Below are 13,167 nucleotides of genomic sequence, written 5' to 3' on the forward strand. Positions count from 1 at the left end.
CGTCGTAGTTCGACTGATGCGGATATTCAGTCGGAGTCTGCGGCGTCGGTCTGGTCCTCGGAAGGGTGTTCGTCGGGATCGCCGAATTTTGGATTACCCTCGTCGTCGAGCCAGTCGTTTATCGCCGTGCCGGTGATAGTGCCCCCGGTCCCAGGAAGCGTGACTGTCGGTTTATCCTCATACGCCTCGACCATCTGATGAACTTCTTCACGGCCTTCCTCGCTGAGTTCAACATCGCTGCCTGATGCCTGCCGAGCCTGCCCGCGGGTGTCAGTTTCGGGCTTTGTTTCGGCGTTGTGGCTGTCGTCGCTGTCGTGGGCGCTCATGAATGTGTTGATCTCCTCGTATGTAAATGTCATGGGAAGTGCTGTGCGACAATAGAATTGGTAAAGGCATCCGCGCTCGCCTCTCGCGCTAAAGAGACGCATCTAGGCTTACTGCCGCTGGCCGACAGTCAATCGGAAAGTCTGCCGCGCGTATTGCGTGCTCGGCCAGCGAGCCCACATGGTGTCCTGGCATGCCGGCAGAATCAGCGAATACCGGGACTGAAGAAGGGGGGGCACGGCTAGCGACTCGTACGCGAGCGAGACGCGAAGTACTCCCCGCGCCGCGTTTCGGACACGGTCGCTGCGGGATCGGTGGATAACTCTCGCACATCACCATCGGCCAGCCTCCTACCCTTGAACAGCGGGGTAGAAGCCATCAGCCCTGGCGGGCGGTTAAAGGCGAGCTTCATCGCCTCGACCTCAGGCTAACGCGACGCGAATCGAGTGCGCAACCCTTCACGGGGTAGTTGAGGATCTACATTCGTTCAGCTATCGGATCAGTCCGTCCCGCAGGTAAAAGTCTGACTCTGGCGTAGAGACGCTCGGCGACTGACCGCGCGGCAATTCGGTGTTCGCCGCCTGGATGCCTGCTGTACAGTCGGTGGCAATGCAACAGCGATGAGGCTCGCTTACCGCACCGTCATTGTCCGTGGGCTCTGACGGAGCTGATGGCTTCTACCCAAGTGATCTCGGCATGACTCGAGAGGGTGGAAGCCTTTTATGTTTTGCGCTCCGTTCCGGCCAGCGGCGCATCCTGTCGTTGCGCTGACGACCTCGACGTTCGGGGTCGTGCGCCCCCGCGCCGCTGCGGCTTCAGAGTTGAGCCGTGTGAACGGTGCGGCGGCGCGCCCGGGTCTGCCGCCACGCAGCCACTTATGGGATGTCAGTTTTCACTGCTTCCGCCGTCGCCGGGTTATCGGCGATCGTCGGCTCTGTGAAGGGCGGGTGCGTATTTCGTGACCCTGCGCGCCGCTCGGCGCATTAGAGCCTTTCCAAGAGCCAACAGCAGCGAGGACGGAAACCTTGAATATGGATCGCAGGCGCGGGTACGCGCCGTCGCTGTCCGACGTCGTGAAGCGGCGGGTACTGGGCAAGCCACTGACGACAGACCAGCTGGAGTCACAACGGTTGTCACCGCCGCTGGCCTTGGGTGCGATTGCGCCAGAAGCGATCTCATCCACGGCCTATGGGCCCGAGCAGCTCATGATCGAGCTGTTACCGGCCGCGGGGATGGCTGCATTTGTGTTGCTGTTGCCGATCATCGGCGTGATCTTGGTGATTCTGCTGTTGGTGACCGCGACCTATCGGGGGGTCATCATGGCCTATACCCGCGCCGGCGGGTCGTACATGGTGGCGCGGGAGAACTTCGGACCGCGGGTCGCACAAATGGCCGCCGCGGCGTTGTTGATCGACTACGTGGTAACCGTGGCGGTACAGCCGGCGGCCGGCACGGTAGCGGTGGTCTCGGCCATCCCGCAACTGCGTCCCTATCACCTGGAGATCACAGTCGCGGTGGTTCTGCTGATCTGCTTGGCGAACCTACGGGGCTTGCAGGCGTCGGGGCGAACGTTCGCGATCGCCACGTATTCGTTCGTCGCGCTGATCACCACGACCATCATCACCGGCCTGATCCGCGAAGCGATCTGGGGTCTGCCCCGCTTCGACCCCACCCGGGTGGCGGGTGCTGTGCCGGTTCATCACGGCAGCGGACTGGTAATGGGTGCAACGATTCTGGTGGTGTTACGCGCATTCGCCAACGGCGGGACATCGCTGACCGGCGTCGAGGCGATCTCCAACACCGTCGTCTACATCCGTGAGCCCCAAGGCATCAACGCTCGACGTGTCCTGACGCTCATGGCGCTGATCCTCGGGTTCTTGTTGGCCGGGGTGTCGTGGCTGGCCTACACCACCCACGTCGCCCCGTATCGCGCTGAGTATCCCTCCATGCTCTCCGAAATCGCTCGCGTGGTGTTCGGGCACGGACTGGCGGGAAACATCCTCTACTTTCTGGTGCAGGCAGCGAGCGCGGCGATCCTGTTCACCGGCGCCAACACCGGGTTCACCGGATTCCCCGCGATGGCCAGTTTCGTCGCCGAAGACCGGTTTCTGCCGCGGCCATTGACCAAACGCGGGCACCGACTGAGGTTCTCCAACGGCATCATCACGCTGGCCGCCTTGGCCGTCGCGCTCTTGCCGGCGACCGATGCGTCGGTGTCAAAGCTGGTGCCGCTGTACGCGATCGGCGTCTTCACCGCGTTCTCGATGGCCGGCTACGGCATGAGCCGGCACCACTTCACGCACCGCGAGCACGGTTGGCGCCGCAAGCTGATGGCCAATCTGTGCGCGGGGATCTTATCGACGATCGTCGTGGCGATCTTTGTGGTCGCAAAGTTCACCGAGGGTGCGTGGCTGGTCGTGGTCGTCTTCCCGCTGCTGGTATATGCGTTAGTCAGACTCAACCGTCAGTACCAGGCGGAATCCGCGGTCCTGGAGTTGTCGCGCACCACATCTCCAGACCTGTCTGAGCACAAGCATTTGACCGTCTTCGTCTTTGTGGATTCCGTCGATTTCGCCGAGATCGAAGCGTTGCGCTACAGCCAGGGCCTGCACGCCGATGAGGTGATTCCCGTGCATTTCGTTGTCGACAGCGAACATTCGGCTCGCCTGCAACAGCGTTGGCAGCATTTCCAGCACGAGATCGAACTCCGCGTGATCGAGTGCCAGGATCGCAATCTGCCTCGCGCCGCGCAACTGCTATGCCTGCAGACGCGCCGAGACCACCCCGACACGAAGGTGACGGTCCTGCTGCCGCGCCGCATCTTCTCACCCCTTTTGGGGCGCCTATTGCACGACCGCACCGCCGACAAAATGGCCCGCGCGGTCAGCCGGATCCCCGCAGTGACCGCCATCATCGTGCCCTACGACATCAATTCCCGCCTCGCCCGCAAAGACGTCCGCGAGGCCGAGCAGCAACGTGATCCTTCCGCTCACGAGATCGCACGAAAGGAGGTCAGCGTCGATGAACAATAGCCACAACGGTTCTGACGATCCGCGCAACGCCACTCCAGATAGCGGTGGCGTCGAGAGCGCGCACCCTGCGCCAGCGTCATCGGGGGGCGGTCGATGGGTGACGCCGGGTGTCCGGGCCGTTGCGGCGGCGAGTTTCTTCTCCGATTCCGGTCACGAGGTGACGACATCGGTGCTACCGGCATTTCTGACCGGCATCTTGGGTAGTTCAGCAGCGGTACTCGGCGTCATCGACGGAATCAGCGACGCGGTCATGGGACTGATGAAGCTTCTCGCAGGACCCGTAGCCAACGATCCCCATCGGCGGGCAGCGACGGCATCGGGGGGTTACCTGGGCACCGCGATAGCAACCGGAGCGATCGGGGCCGCGGTCACGGTGTGGCAGGTCGGTGCACTGCGCGCGATCGCCTGGCTGTCTCGGGGTCTGCGTTCACCGGCCCGCGACGCGCTGCTGGCGTCGTTGAGCCCAAAGGCCGCACAAGGCCGGGCATTTGGGCTCGAACGCGCCGGGGACAACTTGGGTGCTGTCGCCGGTCCATTGCTGGCTGCCGGGCTGGTGAGCTGGGTGGGCGTGCGCACCACGCTGTATCTGGCGGCCGTGCCGGGCCTACTCGCAGCACTGGCCATTGTGGTGGCAGCACGCGAATCCCGACGTCAGCTTCCGCCGCGGCCGCAATCCGCAACGCGTCGCCTCGAGTTCGGCGCCTTGCGCGATGCCGGGATGCTGCGGGCGCTCGCGCCGGTGCTGCTGTTCGAATTCGGAAACCTGGCCACCACGTTGCTGATTTTGCGGGCTACTCAGTTGCTGGTCGATCCGCACCGCTCGGTGACCGCCGCCACGTCGATCGCGGTGCTGATTTACGCCGGCCACAACGTGATAGCCACGATTGCGTCCCTGGCCGCTGGACGGTGGTACGACCGGGCGGGCCCCCGAGCAGTCTTCGCAACCGGTGCCGCCGTCTATGTGATCGCCTACCTCGGATTCGCGGTCGGGCCGCACAGTCTGACGGTCGTGGCGCTGATGTTCGCCGCGGCGGGCGCAGGCATCGGTCTCGCCGAGCCGGCCGAGTCGGCGGTGGTGGCGCAGCTACTGCCGGATAGGTTGCGCGGCAGTGGTTTCGGAGTACTCGGTATCGTTCAGGCCTCCGGAGATGTCGTGGCAACGGTTATCGCCGGACTGCTCTATACATTTGCTTCACCGGCGGCGGCGTTCGGTTATGCGGCAGCGTGGATGGCGGCGGCGGCGTTCACCTCGGGAATGCTGGGCCGCGGTGTCGATGGCTCAGCGGCCGAGGCCGGCGCATGAACACCGCGGCGCCGGCCAGCACCGACGCTGGCGTCCAGGGAGCCCAGCACGTCATCGTCAGCGGAGATGACGCCCTGAGCGAAACAATCGTGGCGGAGCTGAAAAACGCTGGGGTCATAGTGGTGCGACTGGATGACACACAGGTCGCCGACACCGACATCGATCTGGACGAGGCGGGTATCGCCGAAGCGCACGCGGTGGTGTGCGGCGCCGACGACGACGCCACCAACGTCGAGATCGACTTACTGGCCCGCAACACCAATCCCGATGTGCGCGTGGTCGCGCGAGTGACCAATGACGTCTTGGGTGAATCGTTGACCGATGTGAACGGTCCCGGCGCGATCCTCAACGTCGCAGAACTTGCCGCCCCGGCCATCGTCGAGGCGTGCCTGGCGCACGGGGTTCACACGTTCGAGGCCGCGGGGACGCGTTTCGTGGTCTCGGGCAGCTCCGCGTCGCGCAGCGCCACGCTGCGTGAACTCTACAGCGACGACTTGGCCCCGGTCGCAGTCATTCGGGGTGGACATTCCTCCAGCCCAGGCACTTTGGAAGAGTGCCCGCGCCGGGATCTGCACGTCGACGAGGGTGACTGGATCATGGTGCTGGGCACCGAAGAGGCCGTCACCGCCGCGGGTGTCGACGTTCCCCAACCCACCCGACAGCATCGGCGCCGGCCCCGCCTGCGCCGAATCCTGGATGCCGGACGCGCTTTCGGCAACGACATCAACCCCGCCTTCTATCCCGTGGTGGCCGTCGTGCTCGCGCTGGTCATCGTCTCCACCCTGGTGCTGCGGTTCGGCCACGAAAACCCGCGAATGGGCTGGATCGACGCCATGTATTTCACCATCGAAACCCTCACCACAACCGGCTACGGCGATTTCAGTTTCGTCAACCAACCCACCTGGCTGCGCCTGTTCGCCGCGATGCTGATGTTCGGCGGCGTGACAACCATCGCGCTGCTGGTGGCGTTCATCGGCGATGTTCTGCTGTCCCAGCGGTTCCTGATCGCCGCGCGCCATCCGCGCATCGGGCGGCTGCGTAACCACATCGTCGTCGTAGGGCTCAGCGCACTGGGAATCCGCGTCGTCAGCGACCTGGTCACCAGCGGCTATGAGGTCGCGGTGATCGAAATCAACGAGGAGAACAAATTTCTGTCCGACGCACGCGCCCTCGACGTGCCGGTGATCTTCGGAGACGCCACGCTGCACAAGACCCTGGAAACCGCACGCGTGGACCATGCCCGCGCGATCGCGGTACTGACCCGCGATGACATGACCAATGTAGAGACCGGAATGGTGCTAGCCAAAAAGCTCGGTCGTCGACTGGCTCCGATGCACCACTGGCCCCAGGTTCCGCTGGTGCTAAGGGTCTTCGACCGGGCGCTGGGATTCGCGCTGGCGCAACGCCTCGGTTTCGTCAACGCCCGCTCCACCGTCGAGTTGGCCGCACCGTGGTTTATCGGCGCCGCGATCGGCCTCGACGTGCTCGACACGTTTTCGGTGGGCCAGCACTCATTTGTTGTCGGTGCGATGAGCGTGGCAGCCGACAGCGAACTCGACGGCCTGCACATGTATGAGCTGTCCACCCATGTCCGTGTCATCGCGATCACGCGCCCCGACGACGAACTCCAGCTTCATCCGCGCCGCAACGCTCAACTGCGCGCAGAGGACACCGCCTACATCGTTGGGCCGCATCGCGAGCTACTCGACACATTGCGGAAGGGCCGACCGCCCGCTCCGACAACAGCGCCGCCATCCAGCAGCGGCGACGATCGATGACTTCCAAACAGCACCAGTTCATCGAACCTGGCGCAATAGTGCCCGGCGCTGCTCAGTAATTGTGTTGCGCTGGAACGAGAGTCCCGCGCCGCGCGGGTCCGTGGATCGACAACGCCGCCGGCACCATTTCACACGTCACGACGCCGTGCTCGGCGGTCATTTCGTCGACGACGTCGAAACTGCGCGCGATCGACTCCGGGGTGTCGACGATAATGGTCAGCACCGGAACACGGCGTAGAAACTGAAATAGACTGTCGCCGTGCGGTTTGCGTTCGCTGCGAAAACCCCACACGCCGCGTATCGCAGTGGCGCCCTGCGCGGTTCCTGACGCCAACAGCCGGTGCACGATCTGGCGGTGTATCGGTGCGCCGTCATAGGAATCACTCTCAGTGGTATGCACCATGAGTTTCTGCCACAGCGGACGACCCTGCACGTCAACGGCGGGCATATCGCGCGGGCGCTGAAACAGCTCGCCTCTGCGTTTGCACAGCTGGACACGTTCGGTCGTCATTAACAGGCCGGGGATGAGCTCTTCGATGTCGGCGACGGCGTCTGCTGCCTTCTCGGCCGAACCCACCGCGACGATCATCGTCGGGACATTGACGTTACGGCTGAAAAACTGTGCGCGATAGCGCACACCGTGGGCGGTGCCGTCCACACCGAGAAGCGCTGTGGCAACGGAGAAACGGCGGCGGTACAAGATATCGCAGATCACCCGGAATGCCGCTGTACCCCCGACGCGGACGGTGCGACCGACGAACACAGTGAGTTTGACCGCGTCGCGGGCACTGGAGCTGATCGAGGCCGGGGTGGCGCCGCCGCGGATCAGTTGGGCGCGTTCCAGGGTGAGCAGGCCGCGTCCTGTCATCGCGACCACCTCGTCGACCAGTGGGGTGATAGCCGACTCAGCGTCGACGGCATACACCACGGCGGGTGGATCTTCCGACAGGCTCAGTGATTCGTCGGTGCGCAGCACTCCAACCGGGCCGAAGCTGGAGATTCCGCGCAGCATCACGCTGGCGGCAACGCCGTGATCGTCGAACAGATCCAGCATCTGGTCGGCCAAAAACGTGGGCCGCGAGCCGTCTGCATCATCGACCACGGTGCGTTGCCGCTCAGGAAAGTAGGCGCTGAGTTTCCAGGCAGGTTCTGTCACAGTCGTTCTCCAATCGGATGCCCGAGGATCGCCGCAGCGATCCACTGCCCGAGCAAGGCCGCCGCCAAGCCGAGCACCATGCTGACGGCGATGTTGGCAAGGGCGCCGCCGGGCTGTCGTTCTTCTTCTAGCCGTTGGGTTTCCAACATCCAGGTCGAAAAGGTGCTGTATCCGCCGATCGCGGCCAAGGCGTGATCGCTGAGTCCGAACGAAAACCCAGTCACCAGACCGATCAGCGCCGAGGCGCTGACATTGACAGTCAGCGTGCCGAAGGGGAACGACCGCTTGACTCGCCGGCCCACCCATCCGTCGACGAGAAAGCGCAACACCCCTCCTGCGCCTCCGGCGAGCAGCACATCGAGCGCGACAGCCATCACAGCACCCGTGCCCGCCGCACCACTGCGGTCCCAAGATAGACCGCAAGCAGCCCCAGCGTGATGCTGGTGACGGTATAGCCAACTGCTAGAACATATTTGTGGTGTTTAAGCATCGCCAAAAGCTCGACTTGCATGGTCGAGAAGGTGGTAAAACCACCACACACCCCGGTGCCGAGGAAGGGTCGACGGTAGCTCGACAGCGGCAGCCGTTCCAACAGCCGGGTGGTGAAGAAACCGATCAGGAAGGCGCCAGCGATGTTGGCGGTGAAGGTCGACCACGGCCAGCCGGTGGCCGCCGGGGCGGGTAGCACGGCGGTGAGCCCACCGCGGGCCAAGGTGCCGACCACGCCACCTGCGAAGACCGCGGCTAACGCCCGCACATCAGCCATCACCACACCGCCTTTCGGTGCCAAGGCGCAGCCAATAGCCGAGACGGTGAACGCCAATACTGCTGACCGTCAATGGAATTCGCATGATTCACCAGCGGAACCTGTTTTTCTGCTCGTTCACCTCATCGGCGGTCATCACCCCAGAGTCGACCAGCTTGGTCAGCAGCGACTGCGCCAGCGCCGCGATTTCGCGCACCTGGGCGGCCATCTCGGTCACCGATTCACCCTGCGCCGGCGGCGGTGTGCCGCTGTCGCGGTGTAGGAACCGGACCCGTTGATCGCGGTGCTGATGCGGCGCAATACCGCTGACCGCGCGCCCCGCCGCACTGGCCAGCGCCATGTCGGTCAACCAATTATCCGACGTGCCCGCAACAATCTCCGGTGCAGCAGCGGCCCCGCTGTAGGGCATCGTGTACGCGGCCGGCCGATATTCTGGTGCTGCTACGGTCCACGCCGTGGGCACCGAGAGCCGCCCGACGGTGGTGGCCTGGCCCAGCCCGGCCGCCATCGGTGGCGTCGGCGTGCTGGCTGTTTCGGGAAAAGCGTTGGGCCCGCCCAGGATCCATTCGGGCAGCATGGCCGCGCCGGGACCGTAGCCGGTGTAGGGACCTTTGCCGGCACCGAAGTCGCGGTCGGCGTTGATCAACAATCCGCGATAGGTGGTGCCTACCGAGGTGAACGAGGCTGTCGCGCTGATCGTCGAGGCTGTCGCGCTGGTGGTGGCGATCGGAATGTCGACCGCGGTCAGCGGGATGATGATTGCGGTGAGCGCGGTCAGCAGTGCCGTGGTCGGGTCCGTCGCGGCCGGCGCCGCCGACATCCCTTGCAACGCTTGGGTGATCCCCGACATCACCTGCGGCGCGTTCGACGTGATGGATTGCCCCGCGGCAGCGGCCTGGCCGACTGTGCCCGCTGGACTGGTGGTCTCTGGTGGCGTCGGGAACGGCGTCAACGTCGACGCCGCCGCGGAGGATCCCGCATACCCGTACATCGCTGCGGCGTCCTGGGCCCACATCTCGGCGTAGTCGGCTTCGGTCGCGGCAATCGCCATAGCGTTCTGGCCGACGATGTTGGTCGCGATCAGGGTCGCCAGCAGGCTGCGGTTGGTCGCGATCACCGGCGGGGGCACGGTCATGGCCAATGCCGACTCATAGGCTGCCGCAGCGTCTTTGGCTTGAGTAGCGGTCTGTTCGGCCTGTGCGGCCGTGGTGGTCAGCCACTGCACATAGGGTGCGGCTGCGGCAGCCATCGAACTCGAGGACGGACCCGTCCACGGCCCACCGGTCAGCTCCGAGATCGCAAACTGATAGGAGGCCGCGGTCGATCCCAGCTCAGTGGCCAACCCGTCCCAGGCCGTGGCCGCGGCCAACAGTGAACCAGGCCCGGGGCCGGCGTACATGCGGCCGGAATTGATCTCCGGTGGTAGTGCCGCAAAGTCCATGTCACACACTTCCTTTCATTCAGTCAGCGCGTTGGGCGCACAACCGAGGGACGACAAAACGACGTTTCGCGATTCCTTTCGGTCTGAGTCGGTGACCGATGCTGCGCCCTGCCGAACGGCGTGTGATCGCTAAAGGGTGCCGGCCTTGGCTGTGGTGGGGTCATTCGGCGACCAGGTTGAATGCGTCCACGCGCCAGTGGTCTCCGGTCTGGCTGAGCTCGTTCCAGCACGCGGTTCGCTGCGCAACGTCAGCGAGTAAGGGATCGATCTGTCCGAGCAGGGCACGGTTGAACGCGTCGTGGGACACCATGACCAGCGGTCCGGGGCCGTAGTCTTCGACTAACTCGAGGAACGCCTGATGCGCCCGAGCGGTCAGGGTCTCGAGCGGCTCGACGCCGGGCGCGGCATCGACGCTGCCGTACTGTTCTTCGACCTCGGCTCGTACGCGGCCGGTCATCGGCCCGTAATCGCGGTCGTTGAGCCGCCGATCAATCCGAACAGGCGCGCTGCATACTGCACCGATCGCTTGCGCGGTGGCGACGGCGCGTTGCAAGGGGCTGCAGATGACCAGCGTGGGGTGCTTGGGTGCGAGCGCGACAGCGAGCCGGGACGCCTGGGCGGTTCCGACGTCGTCTAACGGAGGATCGCTGAGACCGCGCAGTCGCTTCTGGGCGTTAAGTGCGGTTTGGCCGTGTCTGGCGAGGTAGACACGATCGGCGGCTGCGTTCATCGTCCAACCGCCCAGAAGACCCTCGCTTCAGCCCCCGCAGCGGGTGCGAGCCTACACAAGGTCGGGAGTAGGCGCGTAGCCCATAATCCCCAGTAGCGGACGTGTTTACCGGTGCACATCAGCGCGGCCCCCTGCACGACGAAATCGAGCAGGAGCCATCAGCCTTGTCGGCGGTTCGGGTGGCGCGTGCCACCCCGGCGGAGATCCATCGCCTCTGGGCCCAGGTTAGCCGAGCGGCTGGAACCTTAAACCAGATCGCGGGAAGTCGTATCCCCGTCCCAGCCACATAAAGCCGCCGGGATCTAGCGCTGGCGCCAGCGATCAAGGAAGACCGAATGCCAAATCCGGTGCTGCTGAGTCGATTTCAAGTAGCCGGTTGTATTTCGCTACGCGTTCGCCACGGGCCGGGGCGCCGGACTTGATCTGACCGCAGCCCGAGGCCACCGCCAGATCAGCGATGAACGTATCGGTGGTCTCACCCGAGCGGTGCGAAATCATCGCCCCGTAGCCGGCGTCCCGGCACACCTTCAGTGCATCAAGTGTTTCGGTCACCGTGCCAACCTGGTTGACCTTGATCAGCACCGCATTGGCCACCCCAGCCCGCACGCCATCCGCGATGTACTCAGGGTTGGTCACGAAGTTGTCATCACCGACCAGCTGCAGACGATCACCCAACGTCGCGGTCAGCTTCTGCCAGCCGGTGGTGTCGTGTTCTCCCATGCCGTCTTCGATGCTCCAGATCGGGAACCGGTCGACGAGCTCGGCGTAGTGATCGATCAACGCGTCACTCGAAATGGAGTTCCATCCCAGCTGGTAGTGCCCGTCGCGGTAGAACTCGCTGGCGGCAGGATCGAGTGCGATCGCCACGCCGTCGCGCCCAGCGGTATAGCTGGCGTCCTCGATCGCCTTGGTGAGCAGTGCCAAAGCCTCGTTCGCGCCGTCGATCTGTGGGGCGAAACCGCCCTCGTCGCCCAACCCGGTGCTCAGATCCAGATCGGCCAGCGATGCGCGCAGCCGCTGATAGACCTCCGCGCCCGCCCGGATGGCCTCCGGCAGCGACGGCGCGCCGAGCGGGGCGATCATGAACTCTTGGAAATCGAGCCCATTCAGCGCGTGCGCGCCACCGTTGATGACGTTGAAATGAGGAACAGGAAGCCGCGCGGTGACCCCGTCGGGGACCAGCCACCGCCATAACGGTTGTCCTGCCTCCATGGCGAATGCCTGCGCGGCCGCCATCGAGACACCCACGATCGCGTTAGCCCCCAACAGCGACTTGTCCGCCGACCCGTCCAACTGCCGCAAGGTCTGATCCAGGCCTTCCAGACTGCTGAACGGCCGCGACAACAACTCCTCGGCGATTATCCCGTTCACGTACGCCGCCGCTTTGCGCACACCCAGCCCGCCGTAGCGCTCATCGTGATCGCGTAACTCTTTGGCCTCACGGCTGCCGGTGGAGGCTCCCGACGGCACACCCGAGCGAACCTGCCGCCCGTCGGACAGCGTCGCGCGCACCGACAACGTCGGCCGGCCGCGCGAGTCGAGAACTTCGAGTGCAGAGATCGATGAAAACTTGATGGCCACGGAAATCCCCCTGCGTTCAGGGCCGATCCGAAGCCGCGCGAGCGCGGTCGAACCGGCCATTATCGTTACGCAGGGACTGTTGGCTGTCCGATCCGGACTGCGGTTGCGGCGAGCCCCACCACCGTTTCACAGAAACCTACCAGCATCCCCCGGCCGGCGGCACGGTTCTCCTTAACGAACTCTTGTCGCGCCAGAAGCGGGCAACCAACACGTATTGTGATTGCCGCTAGCGCGCTGCTATGTTTCTGCCAGCCGCACCAGCTCTCGCGGCCGGCGATGAGGCTCGCCCTACCGCGCACACCAGCGCTGATGGCTTCTACCCAACCCTGCTGTCGGATGACGGCGTTGCGGAGGTAGAGCCATGAAGCGAGCACCGCCCATATCGAGCACGCCAGCGTCGACGACTCCGCCGACCGAACATTGGACTGCTTTTGCCCCCCGCGGGCCGACGTCGGGCCGCTCGCGCAATTCGGCAAGAGCCCCGACGCAGCAATCTCATCTAACCGACCTCAACCCCGGACAACACGCCGCTAGGAGAAGGCCATGACCACATCTGTAGAAGTGACCATTGAAATCCCCCGAGGCCAACGCAACAAGTACCAGATCGACCACCACACCGGCCGCGTCCACCTCGACCGCTACCTCTACACGTCGATGGGCTACCCCGTCGACTACGGCTTCATCGATCACACACTCGGTGAAGACGGCGACCCCCTCGACGCACTCGTGTTGCTGCCTGAACCCGTGTTCCCCGGAGTCATCGTGCGCGGCCGGCTCGTCGGAATGCTGTCAATGGCCGACGAAGCCGGCGGGGATGACAAACTGCTCTGCGTCCCAGCCGATGACCCGCGACACGCGCACATCACCGACATCGACGAGGTACCCGCGTTCGAGCGCGAGGCCATCAAACACTTCTTCGCCCATTACAAAGACCTCGAACCCGGCAAGTTCGTCGACACCGGCGACTGGGCCGACAGAGACGCCGCCGAAGCCGAACTGCAACGCTCGCTTGAGCGCTACTACGAAGACCGGCACTGAATCCTCGCCGCAAGATTG

At 64.4% G+C, this 13,167-nt stretch carries 11 protein-coding genes and 3 riboswitches; of the genes, 4 read left to right on the top strand and 7 right to left on the bottom strand.

Annotation, left to right across the window (positions count from 1 at the left end; genetic code table 11):
* Positions 1-26 precede the first annotated feature (26 nt).
* Positions 27-326: a hypothetical protein gene (locus H7K34_RS06135; RefSeq protein ID WP_264060914.1), complete on the bottom strand. Its 300-nt coding sequence runs from the start codon at positions 324-326 to the stop codon at positions 27-29.
* A 360-nt stretch (positions 327-686) separates the two neighbouring features.
* Positions 687-749, bottom strand: a riboswitch (Fluoride riboswitch).
* A 606-nt stretch (positions 750-1,355) separates the two neighbouring features.
* On the opposite strand from H7K34_RS06135, the gene H7K34_RS06140 reads away from it, so the two are divergent.
* Genes H7K34_RS06140 through H7K34_RS06150 form a run of 3 tightly spaced genes read left to right on the top strand, consistent with a single transcriptional unit; the run spans position 1,356 to position 6,437 of the window.
* On the top strand, positions 1,356-3,356 hold the full coding sequence (locus H7K34_RS06140) for an APC family permease (RefSeq protein WP_264060915.1): 2,001 nt from the start codon (positions 1,356-1,358) through the stop codon (positions 3,354-3,356).
* Entirely contained in the window at positions 3,346-4,659 is a 1,314-nt protein-coding gene (locus tag H7K34_RS06145; protein WP_264060916.1) for an MFS transporter, read from the top strand. The genes H7K34_RS06140 and H7K34_RS06145 overlap by 11 nt, the downstream gene beginning before the upstream one ends.
* Positions 4,656-6,437 carry an NAD-binding protein gene (locus H7K34_RS06150; protein WP_264060919.1) on the top strand — a complete coding sequence of 594 codons (1,782 nt, stop codon included), beginning with the start codon at positions 4,656-4,658 and terminating at the stop codon, positions 6,435-6,437. The genes H7K34_RS06145 and H7K34_RS06150 overlap by 4 nt, the downstream gene beginning before the upstream one ends.
* A 52-nt stretch (positions 6,438-6,489) precedes the next feature.
* On the opposite strand, the gene H7K34_RS06155 is transcribed toward H7K34_RS06150, so the two are convergent.
* The 6 genes from H7K34_RS06155 to eno all read right to left on the bottom strand — a co-directional run bounded on the left by H7K34_RS06155 (position 6,490) and on the right by eno (position 12,111).
* Positions 6,490-7,593, bottom strand: a complete 1,104-nt coding sequence (locus H7K34_RS06155; protein ID WP_264060920.1) for a DUF190 domain-containing protein — start codon at positions 7,591-7,593, stop codon at positions 6,490-6,492.
* A complete protein-coding gene (gene crcB / locus H7K34_RS06160) occupies positions 7,590-7,967 on the bottom strand; it encodes a fluoride efflux transporter CrcB (protein WP_264060921.1) in 378 nt (125 codons plus the stop codon). Before crcB (H7K34_RS06160) ends, H7K34_RS06155 begins: the two co-directional genes overlap by 4 nt.
* Positions 7,967-8,359: a fluoride efflux transporter CrcB gene (crcB, locus tag H7K34_RS06165; RefSeq protein WP_276059299.1), complete on the bottom strand. Its 393-nt coding sequence runs from the start codon at positions 8,357-8,359 to the stop codon at positions 7,967-7,969. Before crcB (H7K34_RS06165) ends, crcB (H7K34_RS06160) begins: the two co-directional genes overlap by 1 nt.
* An 88-nt stretch (positions 8,360-8,447) precedes the next feature.
* Entirely contained in the window at positions 8,448-9,800 is a 1,353-nt protein-coding gene (locus H7K34_RS06170; protein WP_264060922.1) for a PPE family protein, read from the bottom strand.
* Positions 9,801-9,960: 160 nt separating this feature from the next.
* The gene (locus H7K34_RS06175) at positions 9,961-10,530 is read right to left on the bottom strand and encodes a histidine phosphatase family protein (RefSeq protein WP_264060923.1); all 570 of its coding nucleotides are present in this window, start codon (positions 10,528-10,530) and stop codon (positions 9,961-9,963) included.
* 142 nt (positions 10,531-10,672) lie between these two features.
* A riboswitch (Fluoride riboswitch) is annotated at positions 10,673-10,752 on the bottom strand.
* A 99-nt stretch (positions 10,753-10,851) separates the two neighbouring features.
* Positions 10,852-12,111 carry a phosphopyruvate hydratase gene (gene eno / locus H7K34_RS06180; RefSeq protein ID WP_264060924.1) on the bottom strand — a complete coding sequence of 420 codons (1,260 nt, stop codon included), beginning with the start codon at positions 12,109-12,111 and terminating at the stop codon, positions 10,852-10,854.
* Positions 12,112-12,374: 263 nt separating this feature from the next.
* Positions 12,375-12,437, top strand: a riboswitch (Fluoride riboswitch).
* Between the two features lie 217 nt (positions 12,438-12,654).
* On the opposite strand from eno, the gene H7K34_RS06185 reads away from it, so the two are divergent.
* Positions 12,655-13,149, top strand: a complete 495-nt coding sequence (locus H7K34_RS06185; RefSeq protein WP_264060925.1) for an inorganic diphosphatase — start codon at positions 12,655-12,657, stop codon at positions 13,147-13,149.
* Positions 13,150-13,167: the final 18 nt, after the last annotated feature.

The sequence above is a fragment of the Mycobacterium montefiorense genome (assembly GCF_025823255.1).
GTDB lineage: Bacteria > Actinomycetota > Actinomycetes > Mycobacteriales > Mycobacteriaceae > Mycobacterium > Mycobacterium montefiorense.